This is a genomic window from Micromonospora sp. NBC_01740, assembly GCF_035920365.1.
In the GTDB taxonomy this organism is placed as follows: domain Bacteria; phylum Actinomycetota; class Actinomycetes; order Mycobacteriales; family Micromonosporaceae; genus Micromonospora; species Micromonospora reichwaldensis.
Map to the genome: position 1 here is coordinate 5750534 of NZ_CP109150.1, position 23027 is coordinate 5773560.

Here is a 23027-nt window from a genome sequence, read left to right on the forward strand (position 1 = left end):
CCGGTCCGGCGGCCCGACCGGTGCCACATCCCCGTTCCGGGGCCGTTGACACGTCGGCGCGATCCCGGCGCGGAGCCGGGCGCCAGGCGCGTCGCGGGGCGTCCCGGGCGCTCCGCCCGTCGGGGTGTCCCGGGAGCGGACGGGGATCCGGGGTGAGTTCGGGCCGGTGCCGGGTAAGCGGGCCGCCTCCGGGAGGCGGAAGCAGGGGGCGACGGGCATGGGCGAAGAGCACGGCACGGTGGTCATCGGCGCGGGACCGGCGGGCCTGACCGCGGCGTACGAGTTGCTCCGGCGCGACAGCGCGGTCCGGGTGTTCGAGGCCGACGAGGTGGTGGGCGGGATCAGCCGCACCGTCGAGCGGGACGGGTGGCGCTTCGACATCGGCGGGCACCGGTTCTTCACCAAGGTGGCCCGGGTCGAGGAGTTCTGGCACGAGATCCTGCCCGACGAGGACTTCCTGCTGCGGCCCCGGATGAGCCGGATCTACTACCGGGGCGCCCTGTTCGACTACCCGCTGAGCGCGGCGAACGCCCTGCGCAACCTCGGCGTGCGGGAGGCCGCGCTGTGCATGGGCTCGTACGCGCGGGCCCGGCTGCGCCCGCCGAAGGACCAGTCGCACTTCGAGGGGTGGGTCTCGGCCCGGTTCGGCTGGCGGCTCTACTCGATGTTCTTCAAGACGTACACCGAGAAGGTCTGGGGGATGCCGGCCGACCGGTTGCAGGCCGACTGGGCCGCGCAGCGGATCAAGAACCTGTCGCTGGCCAAGGCGGTCCGCAACGCGGTGCTGCCCAGACGCAACCGCAAGGACGTGACCAGCCTGATCGAGGAGTTCCAGTACCCGAAGCTCGGCCCGGGCATGATGTGGGAACGCTGCGCCGAGGAGGTGCGCCGACGCGGGGGCCGGGTGGACACCGGCACATGGGTGACCGCCGTGCACCGGGACCCGGAGCGCCGCCGGGCCGTCGCCGTGACCGTCAACGGGGCCGGCGGGCAGCGTACCGAGCCGGCGGAGCACGTCGTCTCCTCGATGCCCATCTCCGAGCTGGTCGCCGCGCTGCGCCCGGCGGCCCCGCCGGAGGTGCTGGCCGCCGCGGCCGACCTGCGGTACCGGGACTTCCTGACCGTCGCGCTGGTGGTGCCGGAGGAGTTCTCGTTCCCGGACAACTGGATCTACGTGCACGACCCGGCGGTGAAGGTCGGCCGGATCCAGAACTTCGGCTCCTGGTCGCCGCACCTGGTCAAGGACGGCCGCACCTGCCTCGGCCTGGAGTACTTCGTGTTCGAGGACGACGAGACCTGGCGTACGCCGGACGCCGAGCTGGTCGCCGCCGCGACGGCCGAGCTGGAGCGGCTCGGTCTGGTCCGGCCGGGGGTGGTCGAGGCCGGGTACGTGGTGCGGATGCCGAAGGCGTACCCGGTCTACGACGAGCGCTACCAGCACAACGTCGACGTGATCCGGGACTGGCTGGCGCGCGAGGTGCCCAACGTCCACCCGGTGGGCCGCAACGGCATGCACCGCTACAACAACCAGGACCACTCGATGCTGACGGCGATGCTCACCGCCGAGAACATCGCCTGCGGCACCCGGCACGACGTGTGGTCGGTCAACGTGGAGCAGGACTACCACGAGGAGTCGAGCCACGACGGGGACGGCCACCGGGGCACCGGCCGGGACGCGCCCGTCGTACCCGCCCGGCCCGCCGTTCCGGTCGGCACGACGCTCGACGGCACCGGCAGCGGCACCGGCACCGCCCGGCCCGAACGGCCGGCTCACGTGCGCCTCGGCTGAGCCGCCGGCTGCGCGTTCGGCACCGTCGGCGGATGCTCGGGAGGGTTCGGCACCGTCGGCGCAGGCCCGGGAGGGAACGCCGGTGGCGTACGGCGGCGGACCGGCCCGGGCTCAGTGCGCTTCGAGGACGAAGAAGATGAAGCAGATGAACGTGGTGCGGTCCACGAGATGTGGAGGCAGGATCTCGCGCGGGGTCTCGGGAGACATGGGGGGTTCGCTGACGACCGAGAGGCGGAAGCCCGCGTCGGTGAACGCAGCCGTCATCGCGTGCAGCGGCCGGTGCCAGTAGGTCAGCTCCGCGGTGTGCCCGTCGAAGGTGTACTCCTCCGACCACCGTGCGAGGGCGAAGTAGTCGGCGCCCGGGTTCACCGCCGGGTAGACCATCGGGTGGTTCACGGACAGGATGAGGCGACCCCCTGGCCTCAGGACTCGTCGCAGCTCGGCCAGGGGCGCGGTCCAGTCCTCCAGGTAGTGCAGGACCAGGGACGCGACGACGTCGTCGAACGCGCCGTCGGCGAAGGGAAGCGGCTCGCTGAGGTCGGCCACCAGCAGCGTGGCGTCCCCGCCCAGCCGCCGTCGGGCCAGCTCGACCATCGCCCGGCTGGAGTCGAAGCCGGTCACGACGGCCCCTCGCTCGCGAAGCGCCGCGGACAAGGGACCCGAACCGCAGCCGGCGTCGAGGATCCGCCGGCCGTCCACGTCCCCGGCGAGCCCGACCATCGCGGGCCGCTCGTAGTAGCCGTTGATCAGGTTGGATTCGTTGTCCGCGCTGTAGCGCTCGGCGAAGCTGTCGTAGTGGTCGGCCTTCACCAGGCTGTCTCCTCGGCATCGCGGCGGGGTCGAAAGCGCGATCCTGCCACGGTCGTCGAGCCGCCACTGCCCCTGCCGCGCTCCGGTCGACGCCAGTCAACGGGCTGGCTCCAGGTGGCGGTCAGCCGGCGAGCTGGTCGCGGCGGCGGGTGAGGTAGGCCCGCTCCGCGGGGTTGCCGGCGAGACCGATGGCCCGGTCGTACGCCGTCCGCGACTCGCCGCCGCGCCCGAGTCGCCGCAGCAGGTCGGCGCGCGCGGCGTGGAAGGCGTGGTAGCCGTCGAGGGCGTCGGCGAGTCGGTCGATCTCGGCGAGCCCGACCCCGGGGCCGTCGACCTCGGCGACCGCGACCGCCCGGTTGAGCCGCACGATCGGTGAGGGGTCGAGCAGCGACATGCGCCCGTAGAGCGCGACGATGGTGGACCAGTCGGTGTCCCGGGCGGACGGGGCGTCGGTGTGGACCGCGTTGATCGCGGCCTGCAGTTGGTAGCGCCCGGGTGGGTCGCCGCCGGTCACCATCGCCTCGATCCGCTCGCGGAGAAGGGCGTTGCCCTCGGCGATGAGGGTGCGGTCCCAGGCGCCGCGGTCCTGCTCGGCGAGGGTCACCAGCTCCCCGGTGCGGGACACGCGCGCCGGGCGCCGGGCGTCGGTGAGGAGCATCAGGGCGAGCAGGCCGGCCACCTCGCCGTCGTCCGGGAGGAGGGTCCGGAGCAGGCGGCCGAGGCGGATCGCCTCGTCGGTGAGGTCGACGCGCACCGGGGCGTCCCCCTCGCTGGCGAGATAGCCCTCGTTGAAGACGAGGTAGACGACCGCGAGCACGCCGGCGAGCCGTTCGCGGATGTCGTCGGCCGAGGGCACCCGGTAGGGGATGTGCGCCGCCTTGATCTTCGTCTTGGCGCGGGTGATGCGTTGCGCCATGGTGGTCTCCCGCACCAGGAAGGCGCGGGCGATCTCGGGCACGGTGAGGCCGCCGAGCAGGCGCAGGGTGAGCGCCACCCGGGCCTCCGACGCGAGCGCGGGGTGGCAGCAGGTGAAGATCAGTCTGAGCCGGTCGTCCTCGACCGGGCCGGTCGGCTCAGCAGGGGTGTCGTCGTACATGATCCGGGCCGCCTGGTGTTTGGCGTCGCGCTGTGACTCGCGACGGAGCCGGTCGATCGCCTTGCGGGTCGCGGTGGTGGCGAGCCAACCGCCGGGATTGGACGGTACGCCCTCGCGCGGCCACCGCTCCGCGGCCGCCACGAACGCCTCGGCCGTCGCCTCCTCGGCGACGTCGAGATCGCCGAAACGGCGCGCGAGGCCCGCGACCACCCGCGCCCACTCCTCGTGGTGGACACGGGTGATCGCCTGCTCGACGGTGGGATCGGTCATGGCTCCGGCAGCGCTCGGACGGATGCCCCGGTTCGGAAGGGACGCACCTCGACCGTACCGCGACACGCTCTCGACCCCTCGGCGGCGAGGGCCAGGGCCACGTCGAGGTCGGCCGCCTCGATGACCCAGAAGCCGTCGAGGTGCTCCCTCGTCTCCAGGTAGGGCCCGTCGGTGAGAACGGGCCGCTCGCCCTGCCCGTCGACGGTGGTGGCGGTCGTCGCGGGCGCCAGGCCGCCGGTGAAGACGAGGTGACCGTCCCGCCGGAGCCTCTCGTCGAAGGCGCCGGTGTCGGCGAACGCCTGCGGCACGGCCTCCTGGGAGGGGTGGGTGCCGAGCTCGGTGGGCTCGGCCGGTCCGTGGACGGACAGCAGGTATCTGGGCACCACGCTCACTTCTCCCCGGCGCCGTTACGCCGGGCGCGCCCCGGGGCCTCTGAACCGGTGCACCTCCTGCGGCCAGTCGAGCGCGGTCGCGAGCCTGCCGGCCCAGTGTCGCGCCGCCTCGTCGTCGGGCACGTCCACGACGGCGAAGCCGCCGAGGTGCTCCTTGGTCTCGACGTACGGGCCGTCGGTGAAGACGGGCCTACCGTCGACTGATTCGACGCTGCACACCGCGGTGGACCGGTCGAGCCCCCCGTTGCTGAAGAGCAGGACGCCCTCGGCCTGCATGTCCGCCATCACGGCCCAGCCGGCCCTGCTCTTCTCGCGAAGCTGCTCCGCCGTGTGTTCGGGCACCCACTCGTCGTTGAAGGTGATCAGGTACTCCGTCATGGTTGTCTCCTCTCGGTCCCGGACGAGGGCCCTGCCGGCTCCTCGTGTCCAACGGCCCAGCCGGCCGCCGCACACTGGTTCCACGAACGGCCACGCCCCGATACGACACCATCATCGGAGAATCGAGGTCCAGGATGCGGCACGAGGGGTGAGACGAGGTCACCGTCGTTCGCCGAAACCGTTCGCGTCACCCGGCAGTTGTGGTGGCGCGAACGGGCACAGTCCGGGATAGCCTTGGCGCATATGGCTACCTATCGCAGCGCCTCAGTGCTCCTCTCCTCCGACGGCACCCGGACCCCCGGCACCGCCGCGCTCTTCGCCGAGCCCGCCCGCAAGGGTGGGACCCCGCCGTGGGCGGGCGATTTCCGACCCGCCAACAGCGCCGGCAACGGCCCCAAGAACGCGGTCGGGAAGACCTTCACGTTGGAGTTGCCCGACGGCAGCACCGGCAAGGTCGTGGTCCAGGGCCTCAAGAGCGGGAAGGGAGGCGTCGTGCTGGCGTTGATGGGCGAGGACGCACCCCCCTTCTGATCGGGGAACTGATCGCCCACCGACGCCACCGGCTGGAGACGGCCGGTGAGCGCGGTGTGCCGCAGCGCCGGGGCGGCTCGGGTCCCGGGCTGCCGGACGCTCACGGATCGGACCCTGGTCGGCGACGCGCCGACCAGGGCCACCGGTCAGCGGCGGCCGGCGGCCAGGGCGACGAGGTACTGTCCGCCGCCCGCGTCGACGCTCGCGGTCACCGGCAGTCCGGGCACCAGCCGGGAGAACCGGTCGACCAGCCAGTCCGCCGCCGCCTGGGCGTCCTTCCTGCTCGGACAGCGGGCGACCAGCTCGCGACCGCCCTTGCGTTCGAGTCGCTCGGCGACGGTGATCAGTGGCGCGGGCTCCACCACGTGCAGGTGGTCCGGCCAGGCGATGACCACCTTGACCGCGCCCTTGCGGGTGTTGCAGGCACGGTGCGCGAGTCGCTCGGCGACCTTGGCCTTCCTGTCGGCGGTGCGGCTGTCGACGCTGGGACCACGCGGGTCGTTCACCGACATGCCGGCGTCGACCGGCTCGTCGCACACCCAGCACCGCCAGCCGTCACGCCTCGCGACGTCATCGAGGGAACTCATCCGAGCAAACTAGCCTGTCGACCGCCGGCCGACGACAACCCCGGCCGCGGCGAGCGGGTCCGCGTCATCAACGTCGTCCTGGCGCACCCGTCGGCGGTCACGTCCGCAGACCCGCCGTACCAGCCGCACCATCCGCCCTCGGCCTGGGCCACCTGCCGATGTCCGACACTGCTCCCGGGCGCCGGTCTGGAATGCTTCTCCCATGCCCTCCTACCCGCCCACCTTCGCCGACCAGGTCGTCGCCCAGCCAGCCCGGGCCCAGTTCGAGGCGTTCCTCGACGAGCACCGTCGCGCGCTCAACGGCTGCCTGGACGGGCTGACGGAGGAACAGGCGCGCCGCTCGTTGGTGGCCTCCCGGACCACGCTGCTGGGCCTCGTGAAGCACGTGACCTTCGTCGAGAAGGTCTGGTTCGACGAAGCCGTCACGTGCCGGTCGCGCGCTGAGATCGGCATCCCCGCGACGCCGGACGAGTCGTTCATCCTCGATGACGACGACACGATCGCCACCGTCCAGCACGCACACCGCGAAGCCTGCGAAGCGTCACGCCGCGCGACGTCGTCCCTGGGGCTGGACGACATCCTGCACGGGAACCGGCGGGGCCCGCTTCCGCTGCGGTGGGTGTATCTCCACGTGCTGCGCGAGCTCGCCCAGCACTGCGGGCACGCGGACATCCTCCGGGAGCAGCTCGTCGACGGGTAGTGCGCGGACGTCCGCACCGCCGTCCCGGGCCGCCGGCGCACCCTCCCCGCCGGTAAACGCCTTGCCGCCGCGCCGGGGCCGTCCCTAGCATCCGCCGGATGCGGATCCGCGAGTTCCACGAGTCCGACTGGGCCCAGGTGTGGCCGATCGTCCAGGAGGTGGTCCGGGCGCGGGAGACCTTCCCCTACGACCCGGAGCTGACCGCCGAGCAGGCGTACGACATGTGGGTGGAGGCCGCGCCCGGCCGGACGGTGGTCGCGGTCGACGGCGACGCGGTGCTGGGCACCGCGAAGATGGGCACCAACCGCCCCGGGCCGGGCGCGCATGTCGCCACCGCCAGCTTCATGGTGGCCCGCGCGGCGCGCGGGCGTGGCGTGGGCACCGCGCTGTGCCGGCACGCGGTCGACTGGGCCCGCGAGCGGGGGTACGCCGGCATGCAGTTCAACGCCGTGGTGGCGAGCAACGCCACCGCCGTGGAGCTGTACCGGCGGGAGGGGTTCGACGTGGTGGGCACGGTGCCCGGCGCGTTCCGGCATCCCACCCTCGGCCGGGTGGGCCTGCACGTGATGTACCGGGAGTTCTGAGCGACCGGCCGGACGCCGCGCGCCGCGTCCCATCGGGGCGGGACGCGGCGCGCGGCGGGCATCGTCAGACGGCGGCCTTGGCGACGGCCTCGGCGCGCAGGTTGTCCTCGGAGGCGCCCCGGCGCCAGTAGCCGGAGAAGGTGACGTGGCGGCGGTCCAGGCCGCGCTCCCCGACGAGGTGCCGGCGCACCGAGCGCACCATCGAGGACTCGCCGGCGATCCAGGCGTACGGGGTGCCGGCCGGCAGCCGGGCGGCGCGCACCGCGTCCGCCAGCAGGGTGCTGCCGGGGGCGGTGGCGCCGCGCACGATCCAGCGCACCTCGGCCCGCGCCTCGGTGGGCAGTTCCTGGATGTCCCCCGCGTCGGGGACCTCGATCCAGGCCCGCACCGGGGTGCCGGGCGGCAGCCAGGCCAGGATCCCGGCGGCGGCCGGCAGCCCGGTCTCGTCGGCCACCAGCAGGACCGAGTCCGTGCCGACCGGGGGCCGGAAGCAGACACTGCGGTTGTCGTGCACGGCCGGGCCGAGCAGCACCACCCGGTCGCCCGGCAGGGCGTGCCGGGCCCAGCGGGAGGCGGGGCCGGTGTCGCCGTGGCTGACGAAGTCGATGTCCACCTCGGCCGCCTCGGGGCGCTGCTCCCGGATGGTGTACGAGCGCATCACCGCGCGCACGTCGGGGTCCATGGCCCGGTAGGCGCCGAACCAGTCCTCCCCGGCCCCGACGGGGAGCACCGGCTCGGGCTGACCGGGGTGCGGCAGGAACAGCGAGACGCTCTGGTCCCGGCCGCCACCGGCGAAGTCGGCCAGTTCCGGCCCGCCGAAGGTGACCCGGACCAGGGAGGCGCCGACGCGGCGGGCGCCGACGACCTGCGCGGCGAAGAGGCGGTACTGCACGGCGACGGCGGTGGTCACGACGTGACCTTCTTCGCGCCCTTGATGGCGGCGGCCAGGTTCTCCAGCAGCGGCGCGGCGCCGGCGTACGAGAAGCGGGGCACCGCGTCCCAGGCGGCGACCTGGTTGGCCTTGACCGCCGGCAGCTGCTGCCAGGTCGGCTTCGCGGCCATGTCCTTGGGTTGCAGGGCCGAGGCGCGGTTGTCGAGCAGGAGCAGGTCGGCCGGGAACTTGCCCGCGTTCTCCCAGCTCAGCGCCTCGAAGTAGTCGCCGGCCTCCAGCTTGGTGGGGACGACGATGTCGACGCCCAGCTCGGCGAAGTACATCAGGTCGGTGCTGACCTTGGGGTTGGAGGCGTAGAACAGGTCGGGGCTGCCGGAGCAGGCGAGCACCTTGATGCCCGGGTTGGCCTTGACCGCCTGGCGGACCGACTCGGCGGCGGCCTCGAAGCGGGCCTTGGCGTCGGTGACCTTCTTGGCGGACAGGTCGGCGCCGAGGGACTCGGCGAGCTGCGCGTACCGCTCGATCGGCTTGGTCATCGGCACCCGCGCGGTGGTCACGGTGACGGTGGGGGCGAGCGGGAGGATCTTGCCCTTGCTCTCGTCCGGCACGTACCAGAAGGCGCCCGGGTCGTACATGTGGGTGACGAGCAGTTCGGGCCGCAGGGCGGCGTACTTCTCCAGGTTGAACTCGCCCCAGACGTTGCCGAGGATCTCCACGGACTCGACGTCGAGGTCGCCGGCCTGCGGGTCCTTGCTGCCGTCGGAGCGCTTGGTCTCGCCGAACACCCCGACGATCTGCTTGTCGAGCCCGAAGTCGACAAGCGCGGCGGCGACCCCCGTGAAGGCGACCACCCGGGTCGGCCGGGCGGGGGCGCTCACCTTCTCGTTGCGGTCGTCCGTGAACGACCACGGCCCGCCGGAGTCCTTGGCGGCCGGGGCGGCGGATTCCTCGTCCCCGCCGCAGCCGGCGAGCAGGGCTGCCAGGGTGGCGGCGCCACCGGCGGCGAGCAGGCCCCGGCGGGAGAGGCGGCGGGCGGACACGGGATGCGGCATGGCGGTGTCTTTCGATCAGGGTCGGGCGAATGACCATGGACAGCGGGGTTAGGTTAACCTAACCTAAACGGCTGTCAAGTCCCGTTCGGAATTCCGCACCAATCGGAGCCCACACTGTCCGCCACCCTCTCCCCCCGCGTCGGCGCGCCGCCGGCACCGCCGGCCGTACGCCGGCCCGGCCGGGCCGCCCTGCGGGCCGCCGGGCTCGCGGCGTCGGTGCTGCTGCTCGCGGCCGTCGCGGTGCTCAGCATCGCCGTGGGCGCCAAACAACTTCCCCTCACCGACGTGTGGCAGGGCCTGCTGGACCGCGACGCCGCCGAGTACGCCGTCGTGCACCGCATGCGGCTGCCGCGAACGCTGCTCGGCCTGCTCGCCGGGGCGGCGCTCGGCGTCGCCGGCGCGGTCATGCAGGCGCTGACCCGCAACCCGCTCGCCGACCCCGGCCTGCTCGGCATCAACGCCGGCGCGGCGGCGGCGGTGGCCACCGGGGCGCTGCTGTTCGGCGTCGGTGGCGTCGGCGGGCAGGTGTGGTTCGCGCTGCTCGGCGCGGCCGCCGTCACCGCCGCCGTGTACGCCGTCGGCGGCGGGCGCGGGGCCACCCCCGCCCGGCTGGCGCTGGCCGGCGCGGCGCTCAACGCCACCCTCTACTCGTACGTCAGCGCGGTGATGCTGGTGGACACGGCCTCGCTGGAACGGTTGCGGTTCTGGACGGTCGGCTCGCTGGCCAGCGCCGAGCCGTCGACCGTCCGCACGGTCGCGCCGTTCATGGCGGCGGGCCTGCTGGTCGCCCTGGCCGTCGCCCGCCCGCTCAACGCCCTCGCCCTCGGCGACGACGCGGCGCGCGCGCTCGGCGCCCGCCCGGCCCTGGTCCGGGGCGCGGTCATCCTGGCGATCACGCTGCTCTGCGGCGCCGCCACCGCCGCCTGCGGGCCGATCGTCTTCGTCGGGCTGCTGGTGCCGCACCTGGTGCGTGCGCTCACCGGGCCGGACCTGCGCTGGCTGCTGCCGTACTGCGCGGTGCTGGCACCGGTGCTGCTGCTCGGCGCCGACGTGCTCGGGCGGGTGCTGAGCCGCCCCGGCGAGCTCCAGGTCGGGCTCGTGACCGCCGTGGCGGGCGGGCCGCTCTTCCTCTGGCTGGTGCAGCGCGGACGGGTGGCCCACCCGTGATCACCCTGCGTACCGGCGGCCTGTCCCTGCGGCTGCGTCCCCGCGCCGTCGCCGTCGGCGTCACCTGCGTGCTGCTGGCCCTGGCGCTGGGCGTGCTCGCCATCGGCAGCGGCGACTACCCGATGAGCCCCGCCGACGTGCTGCGCGCCCTCACCGGCCGGGGCACCCCGGCCGAGGAGTTCATCGTCACCGAGCTACGGCTCCCCCGGGTGGTCACCGCCCTCTGCGTCGGCGCCGCGCTGGCGTTGGCCGGCGCGGTCTTCCAGTCCCTCGTACGCAACCCGCTCGGCAGCCCCGACATGCTCGGCTTCACCCAGGGCGCGGCCACCGGGGCGCTCGTCGTGGTGGTGCTCGGCGGCAGCAGCGTGGCGCTGGCCTCGTCGGCGGTGGTCGGCGGGCTGGTCACCGGCGCGCTGGTCTACGCGCTGTCCTGGCGGCGCGGCGTGCACGGGTACCGGCTGATCCTGGTCGGCATCGGCACCATGGCGATCCTCACCGGCGTCAACGGCTGGCTGCTCACCCGGGCCCCCCTGATGGACGCCGCCCGCGCCGTGCTCTGGCTCACCGGCAGCCTCGACGGTCGCGGCTGGTCGAACGCGCTGCCGCTGCTGATCGCGCTGGGCGTGCTGGTGCCCCTCATGCTGGCCGGCTACGGGCCGGCGATGCGGCTGGTCGAGATGGGCGACGACACCGCCGCCGCCCTCGGCGTACGCGTGGAGCGGCTGCGCCTCGTCGTGCTCGCGGCGGCGGTGCTGCTGGTCTCCCTCGCGGCGGCCGCCGCCGGGCCGGTGAACTTCGTGGCCCTCACCGCGCCACACCTCGCGCGGCGGCTGACCCGGGCCCCCGGGCCGAACCTGCTGCCCTCGGCGGCCGTCGGCGCGGTTCTCCTGGTCGCCGCCGACCAGCTCGCGCTGCGGGCCTTCCCCGGGCACCAACTGCCGGTCGGCGTCGTCACCGGCGTGCTCGGCGGCGCCTACCTGGTCTGGCTGCTGGCCACCGAGCGCCGGGCCGGCCGACTGTGACCGGGCGCGGCCGGCGGGCCACCCACGACGAGAACGGAGCACCGAGCATGCAGTCCCGGCTGAGCGGCACCGCGATGACCCTCGCCTACGAGCGGCGGACCATCGCGCAGGACCTGAGCGTCGCCGTGCCCGACCGGTCCTTCACGGTCATCATCGGCCCCAACGCCTGCGGCAAGTCCACCCTGCTGCGGGCCCTGTCCCGGCTGCTGAAGCCGGCCGCCGGGGCGGTCCTGCTCGACGGCGAGGACATCCACCGGCAGCCGGCCCGCAGCGTGGCACGCACCCTCGGCCTGCTGCCGCAGACGTCCATCGCACCGGACGGCATCGGCGTGGCCGAACTCGTCGCCCGCGGCCGGTACCCGCACCAGGGGCTGCTGCGGCAGTGGTCGCGCGAGGACGAACGGGTGGTCACCGAGTCGATGGCCGCCACCGGGGTCGCCGACCTGGCCGACCGGGCCGTCGACGAGCTCTCCGGCGGGCAGCGGCAGCGGGTGTGGATCGCGATGGCGCTGGCCCAGCAGACCCCCCTGCTGCTGCTCGACGAGCCGACCACCTACCTGGACATCGCCCACCAGATCGAGATCCTCGACCTCTGCGCCCGGCTGCACGAGGAGCAGGGCCGCACGCTGGTGGCGGTGCTGCACGACCTCAACCACGCCGCCCGCTACGCGACGCACCTGATCGCGATGCGTGAGGGGGAGGTGGTCGCCGCCGGCGTGCCCCGGGAGGTGGTCACCGCCGAGCTGGTCGAGGAGGTCTTCGGGCTGCCCTGCCGCGTGATCGACGACCCGGAGACCGGTACCCCGCTGGTGGTCCCCGCCGCCCGCCGCCGGGCCGCCGCGAGCGCCCCGGCGGTCACCGCCGGCGGAGGCAAGGTGGGCGGGTGACGGGCGTTCGCACCCCCGGCGCGGCCCGCCTGCCGGCCCGCGCCGCGCCACGGGTCGACCTACTCGCGCATCGACCGGAATCACCGTACGGTGGCACACGATGCGTGATCTCGCCAGCACCTACCGACAGGACGTCGACGGCTTCGGCCGGGTGACGATCCGACCCGTCGACCCCGACACCGACACCGACCTGATCCACGCCTGGGTCAGCCAGGAACGCGCCCGGTTCTGGGGCATGCGCGACGCCGGCCGCGACCGGGTCGAGGAAATCTACCGCTACCTCGACTCGCTGCCCACCCACCACGCCTGGCTGACCCACCGCGACGGCACACCGGTGGCGCTGTTCCAGACCTACGAGCCGGCCGCCGACCCGGTCGGCGAGTGCTACCCGGTCCAGCCCGGCGACCACGGGGCCCACCTGCTGATCGGCCCGCCCGGCGCGGTCGAGCGGGGCTTCACCGGCACCCTGTTGCGCGTGTTCCTCGACTTCGTCTTCGCCGACCCGCGACACCGGCGCGTCGTGATGGAGCCGGACGCGCGCAACGACAAGGCGGTCGAGCGGCTCCGGCGCACCGGCTTCGTCGCCGGCCCGCTGATCGACGTGAACGGCAAGCGGGCCCGGCTGCTCTTCCTCGACCGGGAGACCTTCGAGGCCGGCCGGCCCTGAGACGCGGGACGCTCCCCGGGCGGTCGCCCACCCGGGGAGCGTCGGGGGCTCAGCCGCCCGGCCGCAGCACCCGGCCCGGGCCGGCGACGTTGTCCGCCGCGGCCTGACTGCGCTGGGTGGCGGTGACGCAGACGTCGTCACCGAGGAACGCGTCGCGCCACACGTAGCCGGCGACGCAGGTGTGCGGGCCGTACGGGCCGTTGACCCAGCGGCTCGTGGCGACGGCGTTGTCCGCGAGCACCTGGGAGCGGGTCGTCCCGGTGACGCAGACGTAGTCGGACTGGTCGGCGTCGCGCCAGACGTACCCGCTGACGCAGGTGTTCGGCCCGGCGACCAGGCGCGCCGGGTTGCGGCGGCTCGTCGCGGCGGCGTTGTCCGAGGCCGCCTGGGTGCGCTGGGCGCCGGTCACGCAGACGTCGTCACCGGCGTACGCCTCCCGCCACACGTAGCCGGAGATGCAGGTGTGCGGGCCGTACGCGCCGTTGGTCCAGCGGCTCGGGGCCGCCGCGTTGTCCGCCCACACCTGGCTGCGGGTCGCCCCGGTGACGCAGACCATGTCGCCCGGCCGGGCCTCCCGCCAGACGTACCCCTGCAGGCAGCGGTTCACCACGTCGGTGGTGACGGTGACCGACGCGGAGTTGCCCGAGATCCAGTTCACGCCGATCTGGACCCCGTTGGCGTTGAGCGACTGGGCCGGACCGCCGCCGGGCCCGGTACGCAGCAGCGTGGGCGTGCCGTTGCGGACCTCGTGCAGCAGGACCGTGTCGGCCGGGATGCCGGCGCTCCAGCCGGTCTTACGGCGGAACTCCACGGTGTAGTAGTGGAACGTGTCGGCGGGGTCGAACGGGATCCGGACCAGTTGCGGGCCGCTCGCCGAGGGCACCTCCAGCGGCGCCAACGTGATGCTCCGCGAGCCCACCCCGTCGGCGGCCATGGTGAACACCCGGTTCTTCGGCAGCCAGCCCAGCTCGTCGCGGTGGAACGCGTTGACCCCGACCGCGCTCGTGCCGTAGTTCGCCGTGGCGAAGGCGTGGATGTGCATCGCGCTCATCTCGTCCCACGGGTCGTCGTACTCCCCCGGCTGGGACCACGGCGCGTTCTGGTAGGTGGTGTCGTTGGAGAACGAGTGCCCCAGGTTGTAGCCGTGCAGCATCTCGTGGGCGGCGAAGCCGACGTTCCAGGCGCCCGGGTCGAGCAGCACCCGCCCGCCGGCGGCCCCGGAGTCGACCCAGTCGTTGAGCATGACGGCGGTGCGGTGCCCGGCGGGGACGGTGTAGCCGTTGGCCGCGGCGGTGTCGACGCAGCGCTGGATGCGGGTGCCGCGGTCGATCGACTGGTACTGCGCCAGGGTGTACGGCATCGTGTACCAGCCCCGGACGGCCGAGCCGGCCAGCGAGACCCGGCCACCGGACTGGTCGGCCAGGTAGTCCGCCACCCCGGAGGTGCCGAGGCCTGCGTCGGTGAGGAAGTTGGCGAAGAACGACGGCGCCCGGGGCTCCGCCGGCTTGTCGCTGAACTTGCAGAGCAGCACCGACCAGGGGGTGCTGTTGCGGATCGGGCTGGCCGCCGCCGGCCCCGTCGCCGCCACCACCGTCCCGATGACGGCGCAGCTGAGCGCCACGGTCGCCGTGGCGACGCGGCGCAGCAGGTTGGGTCCCACTCGCACTCTCCGTTTCCGTCGGCCCGCCCGGTGCGGACCAGTGGGAGACATGGGAGCACCCGGCGTCACCACGCGGATGCGGCAAGTCGCATTGGCGACGGGCCGAAATCCGACTCGCCCCCGCCGCCGGGACCGGCGACGGGGGCGGAGCCGCCCGGGCGGAAGGGCGGCAGCGGGCGGATGCCACCCGGCGGTACGCCCTCGGGGCCCGGCGGGAGGCCTCAGCCGTGCAGCCAGCGGTGGATGCACTGCAACAGGTCGGCGGCGTCGACCGGCTTCGTGACGTAGTCGCTGGCGCCGGAGGAGATGCTCTTCTCCCGATCGCCGTGCATGGCCTTCGCGGTCACCGCGATGATCGGCAGGTCGGCGTAGCGGGGCATGGCGCGGATGGCCGCCGTCGCCGCGTAGCCGTCCATCTCCGGCATCATCACGTCCATCAGCACGAGGTCGATGTCGTCGTGACGCATCAGCGTCTCGACGCCCTGCCGGCCGTTCTCCGCGTACACCACGTCGAGCCCGTGCAGCTCCAGGATGTTGGTCAGCGCGAAGACGTTGCGCGCGTCGTCGTCCACCACCAGCACCTTGCGCCCGGCCAGGTCGCCGGGCAGGGCGTCGACGACGGGACGGACGTCGGGCAGCACCGGGGCGAACGGCAGCACCCGCTCCGGCGTCACCGCCGTGAGGTGCAGGGCGATCCGCTCGCGCAGGTCGTCCAGGCTGCGCAGGACCTCCAGCGGCCGCTCGTGGGTCAACGCCTGCAACAGGGCCTGCGAGCCCGACGGCAGCGGGTGTCCGTGGTACGCCAGCACGGGCACCCCGCGCAGCGCCGGATCGTCGTGCAGCGCCTTCAGCAGGTTCGTACCGCCGTCGTCGGGCAGGTCGAGCTGGAGCACCAGGACGTGGTGCCGCCCGGCGGCGAGCGCCTCGACCGCCGAGGCCACGTCCACCGCGGTGGAGATCTCCACCGGCGGGTGGGCGTCGCCCAGGTCCGTTGCGACGCCCTGGGCGAGCAGCGTCAGCAGCCCCTTGTCGTGACGCTCCAACACCAGCATCCGGCGGACCTCGCCGGGCTGGAGGGTCACGGCCGGCGGCAGCGTGGCCGGCGGCGTCCAGGGCAGGGTGGCCGGGGGCGTCCACGGCAGGGTGGCCGGCGACGTCCAGGGCAGCGCGCCGGCACGGCCCGCGGCCGGCAGCGCGCCGGTCGGGCGGTCGTGCGGGACCGCCGCGTCGCCGGTCCCGGCGGGCACCGGCCCGACGGGCAGGTAGAGGGTGAACGTGCTGCCCCGGCCGAGCACGCTGCGCGCCTGGATCCGGCCGCCGAGCAGGTGGGCGATCTCCCGGCTGATGGACAGCCCGAGGCCCGTGCCCCCGTACCGCCGGCTGGTCGTGCCGTCGGCCTGCTGGAAGGCGTCGAAGATCGCGGTCAGGTGCTGCTCGGCGATGCCGATGCCGGTGTCGATCACCCGGAACGCGAGGAAGACGTCCGTCTGGGCGAGCCCCTCGGGCAACTCACCCGGCGCGGCCCGCTCGATGCGCAGCCGTACCCGCCCCTTCTCGGTGAACTTGACCGCGTTGGAGACCAGGTTGCGCAGCACCTGCCGCAGCCGCTGCTCGTCGGTGTGCAGCTCGGTCGGCACGCCCGGCCCGGTGCTGATCTCCAGCTCCAGGCCCCGGGGCGTGGTCAGCGGCCGGAAGGTGGCGTCGACGTAGTCGCGCAGCGCGGCCAGCTCGAACGTCTCCGGGTTGATGTCCATCTTCCCGGCCTCCACCTTGGACAGGTCGAGGATGTCGTTGATCAGCTGGAGCAGGTCCGTGCCGGCCGAGTGGATGACCGTCGCGTACTCCACCTGCTTGGCGGTCAGGTTGCGGTTCGGGTTCTGCGCGAGCAGTTGGGCGAGGATGAGCAGCGAGTTCAGCGGCGTACGCAGCTCGTGGCTCATGTTCGCGAGGAACTCCGACTTGTACTTGGAGGCGAGGGCGAGCTGCTGGGCGCGGGCCTCCAGCTCCTGCCGGGCCTGCTCGATCTCGGAGTTCTTCGTCTCGATGTCGTGGTTTTGCCGGGCCAGCAGGGCCGCCTTGTCCTCCAGCTCGGCGTTGGAGCGCTGGAGCTCCTCGGAGCGGGCCTGCAACTCCTCCGAGCGGGCCTGCAACTCCGCGGCGAGGCGCTGCGACTCGGTGAGCAGCACGTCGGTACGGGCGTTGGCGACGATGGTGTTGACGTTGACGCCGATGGTCTCGGTCAGCTGGTCGAGGAAGTCGCGTTGCACCTCGGTGAAGCGGCTCATGCTGGCCAGCTCGATGACGCCGAGCACCTGGTCCTCGAAGAGGATCGGCAGCACCACCAGGTGCAGCGGGGCGGCGGCGCCGAGGCTGGAGGAGACGGTGACGTAGTCGGCCGGCACGGTGTCCACCACGATGGCCCGCTTGCTCACCGCGGCCTGCCCGACGAGCGAGTCGCCGAGGGCGTACCGGCGGCCGGAGGTGTCGTGCCCGTACCCGCCGACGACCCGCAGGCCGGTCCCGCCGGGGCCGTCGTCCACCAGCAGGAACGTGCCGAGCTGCGCGGAGACCAGCGGGGCCAGCTCGTTCATCACCAGACCGGCGACCACGTCCAGGTCGCGGTGGCCCTGCATCAGGCCGGCGATGCGGGCCAGGTTGGTCTTGAGCCAGTCCTGTTCCTGGTTGGTGCGGGTGGTCTCGCGCAGCGACTCCACCATCGAGTTGATGTTGTCCTTCAGCTCGCCGACCTCGCCGGGGGCGTCCACGGTGATGGAGCGGGTCAGGTCGCCGGTGGCCACGGCGCTGGTCACCTCGGCGATGGCGCGCACCTGGCGGGTGAGGTTCCCGGCCAGCTCGTTGACGTTCTCGGTGAGCCGCTTCCAGGTGCCGGAGACGCCCTCGACCTCGGCCTGGCCGCCGAGGCGGCCCTCGCTGCCGACCTCCCGGGCCACCCGGGTCACCTCCGCCGCGAACGACGACAGCTGGTCCACCATCGTGTTGATGGTGGTCTTCAGCTCCAGGATCTCGCCGCGCGCGTCGACGTCGATCTTCTTGGTCAGGTCGCCCTGGGCCACGGCCGTGGTGACCTGGGCGATGTTGCGGACCTGGCCGGTGAGGTTGTTCGCCATCGAGTTGACGTTGTCGGTGAGGTCCTTCCAGGTGCCGGCCACGTTCGGCACCCGCGCCTGCCCGCCGAGGCGGCCCTCGGTGCCGACCTCCCGGGCCACCCGGGTCACCTCGTCGGCGAAGGCGCCGAGCGTGCCGACCATCGTGTTGATGGTCTGCGCGAGCACGGCCACCTCGCCCTTGGCCTCCACGGTGATCTGCCGGCTCAGGTCGCCCTGGGCGACGGCCGTGGCGACCAGCGCGATCGAGCGCACCTGGTTGGTGAGGTTGTTGGCCATCTCGTTGACGTTGTCGGTGAGGTCCTTCCAGGTGCCGGCCACGTTGGACACCCGGGCCTGGCCGCCGAGGCGGCCCTCGGTGCCCACCTCCCGGGCCACCCGCGTCACCTCGTCGGCGAACGCGGAGAGCTGGTCGACCATCGTGTTGATGGTCTCCTTCAGCGCCAGGATCTCGCCGCGCGCGTCGACCCGGATCTTCTGCGTCAGGTCGCCCTTCGCCACGGCGGTGGTCACCTCGGCGATGCTGCGCACCTGGGCGGTGAGGTTGTCCGCCATGACGTTGACCGACTCGGTGAGGTCCTTCCAGGTGCCGGAGACGCCCTTGACGTCCGCCTGGCCGCCGAGGCGCCCCTCGGTGCCCACCTCCCGGGCGACCCGCGTCACCTCGTCGGCGAACGACGACAGTTGGTCCACCATCGTGTTGATGGTGTTCTTCAGCTCCAGGATCTCGCCGTGCGCGGTGACGGTGATCTTCTGCGACAGGTCGCCCCGGGCCACCGCCGTGGCCACCTGCGCGATGCTGCGCACCTGGTCGGTGAGGTTGACCGCCATCGAGTTCACCGAGTCGGTGAGGTCGCGCCAGGTGCCGGCCACGCCGCTGACCTGGGCCTGACCGCCGAGCCGCCCGTCGGTGCCGACCTCGCGGGCCACCCGGGTCACCTCGTCGGCGAACGACGACAGCTGGTCCACCATCGTGTTGATCGTGCTCTTGAGCTCCAGGATCTCGCCCCGGGCGTCGACGGTGATCTTCTGCGACAGGTCGCCCCGGGCCACGGCCGTGGTGACCTGGGCGATGTTGCGGACCTGGCTGGTCAGGTTGCCGGCCATGAAGTTCACCGAGTCGGTGAGGTCGCGCCAGGTGCCGGCCACGCCGGGCACCTCGGCCTGGCCGCCGAGGCGGCCCTCGCTGCCGACCTCCCGGGCCACCCGCGTCACCTCGTCGGCGAACGACGACAACTGGTCCACCATCGTGTTGATGGTGATCTTCAGCTCCAGGATCTCGCCGCGCACGTCCACGGTGATCTTCTGCGACAGGTCGCCCCGGGCCACCGCCGTGGCCACCTCGGCGATGTCGCGGACCTGGTCGGTGAGGTTGCCCGCCATGGCGTTGACGGAGTCGGTGAGGTCCTTCCAGGTGCCCGACACCCCGGGCACCTCGGCCTGGCCGCCCAGCTGCCCCTCGGTGCCCACCTCCCGGGCCACCCGGGTCACCTCGGAGGTGAACAGCGACAACTGGTCGACCATGCCGTTGAAGACGGTGGCGATCTCCCCGAGCAGGCCGTCGGCGTCCTCCGGCAGCCGGGTGCCGAAGTCACCGTCGCGTACCGCCGTCAGGCCGGCCAGCAGCTGCCGGAGCCCCGGATCGGCCATCGCCGCGGCCCCTCCGGTCGCCGGGTTGCGCCGCGACGCCGTCTTCTCGACCACCACAACCACCTCGCGCAGCAGCCGGGGGCCTGCCCGCCGGCACAACATCGACCGCGCAAGTATGCACAGCCCGGTCGCCGCACGCGCGCCGGCCGGCACCCCGTGACGCCGGCCGTCCGGCGGCTGCGCACCAGCACGGTTACCAGGGGCGCGGCGCGGGTAGAGGCGACGCTCGAACCGGTCCGACCGGAACGGGGGACTCGCCGGGGCGGTCCTCGACGCCGGCCCGGCGGGCGGGTCCGGTGTGGAGCGCGCCCCGCCGGAGAAGGAGTGCCGACGGTGCGACAGTGGTGGCGGGGCGCGCGCGGGCGGATCCGCGCCGACGGCATGACCGTGGTCGAGCTGACCCTCGCCGCGACCGTCGCCTGGATGCTCGCCGCGCGGGTGATCGGCCACCCGGACCCGTTCTTCGCGCCCACGGCCGCGCTGGTCGTCCTCGGCGAGGCACGGGGGCGGCGGGTCCGGCAGACGGTGGAGATCCTGCTCGGGGTCGCGGCTGGGGTGCTCGTCGCCGAGCTGCTGGTGTACGCGCTCGGCCCCGGCACCGGCACCGTCTTCCTGGTGCTGCTGCTGACCACCGGCCTGATGGTGGCGATCGGGGCGCGCACCACCCTCGTGGTGCAGGCGGCGGTCTCCGCGATGTACCTGGTGGCGGTCGCCGCGCCCAGCGGCACGCTGATGCCCTTCCGATTCGTCGACGCGCTGATCGGCGGCGCGGTCGCGCTGGCCGCGAGCCAGCTCCTGGCGGCCCGCGACCCCCTCGCCCCGCTGGTGCGGGAGGCCCGGCAGAGCTTCGCCGACCTCGCCGAGGTGCTCGACGCGCTCGACGACGCGCTCGCCCGCTGCGACGAGACCGCCGCCCGGACCGCGCTGGACCGGGCCCGGGAACTGGACGACTGCGTGGACCGGCTGCGCACGGCGGTCCGGGCCACCGGGGAGACGCTGCGGTTCCGGGTCCGCCGGCGGCGGCACGTCGGGCAGGTACGGGAGGTGGAGGCGACCGCCCGGCAGCTGGACTACGCCGTGCGCAACGTCCGGGTCCTGGCCCGCGCCGGGGTGACGCTGACCCGGCTGTGCACCGACACGCCGCCGGAACTGGGCGACGCGATCCCCGCCCTGGCCGCCGCCGTACGCGCCGCTGGCGAGGCCGTCGCGACGGACCTGACCGGCGAGGACGCCGCCCGGCACGCCGCCCGGGCCGACGAGGCGGCCATGACCGCGGTCCGGGTCGCCGGCCGGCTGCTCGCGTCCGACCCGGCGCTGCCCGTCACGATGATCGTCGGCCAGATCCGGGCGACCGCCATCGACCTGCTGCGCGGGGTCGGCCACGACGACGTCGCCGTGCTGGAGCGGGTGGACGAGGCGCTCGGGGTGGTGCCCGCTCAGGTGGCGTCGCAGCGCTCCGAGAGCGCGTAGCGGACCAGCACGACGTCGCCGATCTGGCGGGTCTCCGCCACCCGCGCCCGGCGACCGGGATGCCAGGGGAAGCTCCCGTCGCCGACGAACCGGGGCGCCCGCCCGTCACCGACGAAGAACGGGGCCAGGACCAGGTGCAGCTCGTCGGCGAGGCCCGCGGTGAGGAACTGCCCGAGCACGCTCGCCCCGCCCTCCACCATCAGCCGGTCCACGCCCCGGCCGGCCAGGTCCGCCAGCAGCCACGCCGGGTCCACCGGCTCGCCCGCGTCCACCACGGCGGCCCGGCCCGCCAGCCGCTCCCCCGTCTTCGCCACGGCCGGGGTGGCACAGTAGACGATCCGGTCGGCGTCGCCGGTGGTGAAGAAGCGGGCCGTCGGGTCCAGGTCGCCGCAGCCGGTCACCGTCACCTTGGTCGGGGAGGCGGGCAGGCCCCGCGCGACCCGTTCGGCGCGCCGTCGCGCGGAACGGACCAGCAGACGCGGGTCGTCGCGGCGGACCGTGCCCGCGCCGACCAGGATCGCGTCGCAGCCCGCCCGGACCGCGTCGACCCGGTCCAGGTCGGCCTCGTTGGACAGCAGCAGCCGCTGCCCGCTCGCGTCGTCGAGGTAGCCGTCCATCGACGTGGCGCAGCTGAGCAGGACGTACGGGCGGTCAGTCACGGACGAAGGGCAGGTCGAGGGCGTGCCCGCCACGCCCGGCCTTCGCCGCCAGGTAGCCGGCGTTCGCCGGGGACAGGTGCACCCCGGTGGGTACGCGCGCGGTGACCGTCACCCCGAGCCGCTGAAGCTGTGCCGCCTTGTCCGGGTTGTTGCTCAACAGGGCGGCCCGGTCCACGCCCAAAGCGGCGAGCATCTGCGCGGCCACGGTGTAGTCCCGCTCGTCGGGCTGGTGGCCCAGCGCCAGGTTCGCCTCGTAGGTGTCCAGCCCGGCGTCCTGCAACGCGTACGCGTCGAGCTTGGCGTACAGGCCGATGCCGCGTCCCTCCTGCCGCAGGTAGAGCAGGTAGCCGCCGGCGTCGGCGATGCGTTCGACCGCCTCGCGCAGTTGGGGGCCGCAGTCGCAGCGCCGGCTGCCGAACACGTCCCCGGTCAGGCACTCGCTGTGCGGGCGGACCAGCGGCGGCGACGGGCGCGCCGTGGCCCTGTCGACGGGGCCGGCCCGGTCACCCAGGCCGAACGCGAGGTGCTCCCGGCCGTCGACGAGACCGTCGAAGGAGAACACCCGGGCGGTGGTGAGGTATCCGTCGGGGAACCGCAGCGGCACGGTGACCTGCGTACGGACCGTGGCGGCGGGCGGGGATTCGGACATCGGGCTCCTCGTCAGACGGTGCCGGCGGGCACGCGGGCACGGCGGACCAGCAGGACGGCGGCGCCGGGCAGGCTGGCGGCGAGCACCAGGACCCCGTACACCGTGGCGGTGGCGACGCCCTCGGCGGCGCTCAGGCCGGCGGCGCCGAACGCCCACGCGGCCACGCCCTCGCGGGGGCCGAAGCCGGCGACGTTCACCGGCACCCCCATGGCCAGCAGCGCCAGCAGGGTCAGCGGCACCAGCAGGGTCAGCGGCGCGGTGGAGCCGGCGGTACGCGCGGCCAGCACGAACGTGGCGAGGTGGCCGGCGACGGCCACGGTGGAGGCCACGAGCACGCCCAGCCAGGCGCGGCGGCCGAGCAGCCCGGCGCGCACGTCGGCCACCGCCGCACGCGCCGCGCGCGCCCACCGCGACGGCCCGGCGGTGGGCAGCGCGCGGGCCAGCAGGACGACGCCCAGCCCGGCGGCGGCCAGCAGCGCCGCCACCACCGGCAGGTGGGGCCGCACCGGCGACGGGAACGCGGCGAGCACGACCACCGCCACGGCGGCCAGCACGACCTGCCCGGCGACGCGTTCCCACACCACCGCGCGCACCCCCCGGCCGACGTCGCCGACGTCGCGGCCGTGCCGCACCGCCCGGTGCACGTCGCCGAGCACACCGCCGGGGAGAGTCGAGTTCAGGAACACCGCCCGGTAGCAGTGCGCGAGCGCCGTCGGCAGCGGCAGCCGCACCCCCAGCCCGTTGGCGACGAGGCTCCACCGCCAGGCGCAGCAGCCTGTGGTCAGCGCTCCGATGGCGACGGCGGCGGCCAGCGCCGGGCCGTCGACCAGGCGGAGCCCGGCGAGGAACGGGCCGGCACCCAGCCAGCCCAGCAGCACGGCCAGCACGCCCCCGCCGCCGAGCGTCCGCACCCATGGCCAGCACCGGCGCGCCACCAGCCGGGCCCGTCCCGGACGCTCGCCTCGCCGGTGGGCGCGCACCGGCGGGGCG

The 23027-nt window shown here is 74.0% G+C and carries 21 protein-coding genes; 9 read left to right on the top strand and 12 right to left on the bottom strand.

The genetic code is table 11. The annotated features are described in order from the left end of the window. Window positions 1–217: 217 nt before the first annotated feature. Window positions 218–1789, top strand: a complete 1572-nt coding sequence (locus OG989_RS25465; RefSeq protein WP_327028715.1) for an NAD(P)/FAD-dependent oxidoreductase — start codon at window positions 218–220, stop codon at window positions 1787–1789. 111 nt (window positions 1790–1900) lie between these two features. On the opposite strand, the gene OG989_RS25470 is transcribed toward OG989_RS25465, so the two are convergent. The 4 genes from OG989_RS25470 to OG989_RS25485 form a co-directional block, all read right to left on the bottom strand. After that, window positions 1901–2599, bottom strand: coding sequence for a class I SAM-dependent methyltransferase (locus OG989_RS25470; RefSeq protein ID WP_151453140.1), 699 nt, complete (start codon window positions 2597–2599; stop codon window positions 1901–1903). A gap of 121 nt (window positions 2600–2720) precedes the next feature. Further along, on the bottom strand, window positions 2721–3965 hold the full coding sequence (locus OG989_RS25475; RefSeq protein WP_151453139.1) for an RNA polymerase sigma factor: 1245 nt from the start codon (window positions 3963–3965) through the stop codon (window positions 2721–2723). Further along, complete coding sequence (locus OG989_RS25480; protein ID WP_225851989.1) at window positions 3962–4351, bottom strand: YciI family protein; 390 nt, start codon at window positions 4349–4351, stop codon at window positions 3962–3964. The genes OG989_RS25475 and OG989_RS25480 overlap by 4 nt, the downstream gene beginning before the upstream one ends. A 21-nt stretch (window positions 4352–4372) precedes the next feature. After that, a complete protein-coding gene (locus tag OG989_RS25485) occupies window positions 4373–4735 on the bottom strand; it encodes a YciI family protein (protein ID WP_151453137.1) in 363 nt (120 codons plus the stop codon). 243 nt (window positions 4736–4978) lie between these two features. On the opposite strand from OG989_RS25485, the gene OG989_RS25490 reads away from it, so the two are divergent. Beyond that, a complete protein-coding gene (locus tag OG989_RS25490; RefSeq protein ID WP_225851988.1) occupies window positions 4979–5266 on the top strand; it encodes a hypothetical protein in 288 nt (95 codons plus the stop codon). A 146-nt stretch (window positions 5267–5412) separates the two neighbouring features. Here the strand turns inward: OG989_RS25490 and OG989_RS25495 are convergent, their stop codons facing one another. Beyond that, entirely contained in the window at window positions 5413–5853 is a 441-nt protein-coding gene (locus OG989_RS25495) for a hypothetical protein (RefSeq protein WP_151453136.1), read from the bottom strand. A gap of 202 nt (window positions 5854–6055) precedes the next feature. Between OG989_RS25495 and OG989_RS25500 the strand changes: the two genes are divergently transcribed. Beyond that, window positions 6056–6553: a DinB family protein gene (locus OG989_RS25500; protein WP_327028716.1), complete on the top strand. Its 498-nt coding sequence runs from the start codon at window positions 6056–6058 to the stop codon at window positions 6551–6553. A gap of 98 nt (window positions 6554–6651) precedes the next feature. Then, window positions 6652–7137, top strand: coding sequence for a GNAT family N-acetyltransferase (locus OG989_RS25505; protein WP_327028717.1), 486 nt, complete (start codon window positions 6652–6654; stop codon window positions 7135–7137). A 64-nt stretch (window positions 7138–7201) separates the two neighbouring features. Here the strand turns inward: OG989_RS25505 and OG989_RS25510 are convergent, their stop codons facing one another. Both OG989_RS25510 and OG989_RS25515 read right to left on the bottom strand, forming a co-directional pair. Then, window positions 7202–8047, bottom strand: a complete 846-nt coding sequence (locus OG989_RS25510; protein WP_327028718.1) for a siderophore-interacting protein — start codon at window positions 8045–8047, stop codon at window positions 7202–7204. After that, entirely contained in the window at window positions 8044–9081 is a 1038-nt protein-coding gene (locus OG989_RS25515) for an ABC transporter substrate-binding protein (RefSeq protein ID WP_327028719.1), read from the bottom strand. Before OG989_RS25515 ends, OG989_RS25510 begins: the two co-directional genes overlap by 4 nt. Window positions 9082–9171: 90 nt before the next feature. Here OG989_RS25515 and OG989_RS25520 point away from each other — a divergent pair, with 90 nt between their 5' ends. From OG989_RS25520 to OG989_RS25535, 4 genes are all read left to right on the top strand, one after another. Continuing rightward, entirely contained in the window at window positions 9172–10248 is a 1077-nt protein-coding gene (locus OG989_RS25520; RefSeq protein WP_442791966.1) for a FecCD family ABC transporter permease, read from the top strand. Then, window positions 10245–11270, top strand: coding sequence for a FecCD family ABC transporter permease (locus tag OG989_RS25525; RefSeq protein ID WP_327028720.1), 1026 nt, complete (start codon window positions 10245–10247; stop codon window positions 11268–11270). The genes OG989_RS25520 and OG989_RS25525 overlap by 4 nt, the downstream gene beginning before the upstream one ends. 47 nt (window positions 11271–11317) lie before the next feature. Beyond that, a complete protein-coding gene (locus OG989_RS25530; protein ID WP_327028721.1) occupies window positions 11318–12157 on the top strand; it encodes an ABC transporter ATP-binding protein in 840 nt (279 codons plus the stop codon). 100 nt (window positions 12158–12257) lie between these two features. After that, the gene (locus OG989_RS25535; protein ID WP_327028722.1) at window positions 12258–12824 is read left to right on the top strand and encodes a GNAT family N-acetyltransferase; all 567 of its coding nucleotides are present in this window, start codon (window positions 12258–12260) and stop codon (window positions 12822–12824) included. Window positions 12825–12873: 49 nt separating this feature from the next. On the opposite strand, the gene OG989_RS25540 is transcribed toward OG989_RS25535, so the two are convergent. Further along, window positions 12874–14484 carry a hypothetical protein gene (locus OG989_RS25540; protein ID WP_327028723.1) on the bottom strand — a complete coding sequence of 537 codons (1611 nt, stop codon included), beginning with the start codon at window positions 14482–14484 and terminating at the stop codon, window positions 12874–12876. 221 nt (window positions 14485–14705) lie between these two features. Continuing rightward, complete coding sequence (locus OG989_RS25545) at window positions 14706–19259, bottom strand: HAMP domain-containing protein (protein WP_327031235.1); 4554 nt, start codon at window positions 19257–19259, stop codon at window positions 14706–14708. Window positions 19260–19592: 333 nt separating this feature from the next. On the opposite strand from OG989_RS25545, the gene OG989_RS25550 reads away from it, so the two are divergent. Then, window positions 19593–20729, top strand: coding sequence for an FUSC family protein (locus OG989_RS25550; RefSeq protein WP_327028724.1), 1137 nt, complete (start codon window positions 19593–19595; stop codon window positions 20727–20729). Here the strand turns inward: OG989_RS25550 and OG989_RS25555 are convergent. The 3 genes from OG989_RS25555 to OG989_RS25565 are packed head-to-tail and all read right to left on the bottom strand — an operon-like array spanning window position 20696 to window position 22975. Beyond that, window positions 20696–21388 carry a RibD family protein gene (locus tag OG989_RS25555; protein WP_327028725.1) on the bottom strand — a complete coding sequence of 231 codons (693 nt, stop codon included), beginning with the start codon at window positions 21386–21388 and terminating at the stop codon, window positions 20696–20698. The genes OG989_RS25550 and OG989_RS25555 overlap by 34 nt on opposite strands. Next, window positions 21381–22037 (bottom strand): GTP cyclohydrolase II, encoded by a 657-nt coding sequence (locus OG989_RS25560; protein ID WP_327028726.1) that lies wholly within the window; start codon window positions 22035–22037, stop codon window positions 21381–21383. Before OG989_RS25560 ends, OG989_RS25555 begins: the two co-directional genes overlap by 8 nt. 11 nt (window positions 22038–22048) lie before the next feature. Beyond that, window positions 22049–22975, bottom strand: a complete 927-nt coding sequence (locus OG989_RS25565) for a lysylphosphatidylglycerol synthase transmembrane domain-containing protein (protein ID WP_151453157.1) — start codon at window positions 22973–22975, stop codon at window positions 22049–22051. Window positions 22976–23027: the final 52 nt, after the last annotated feature.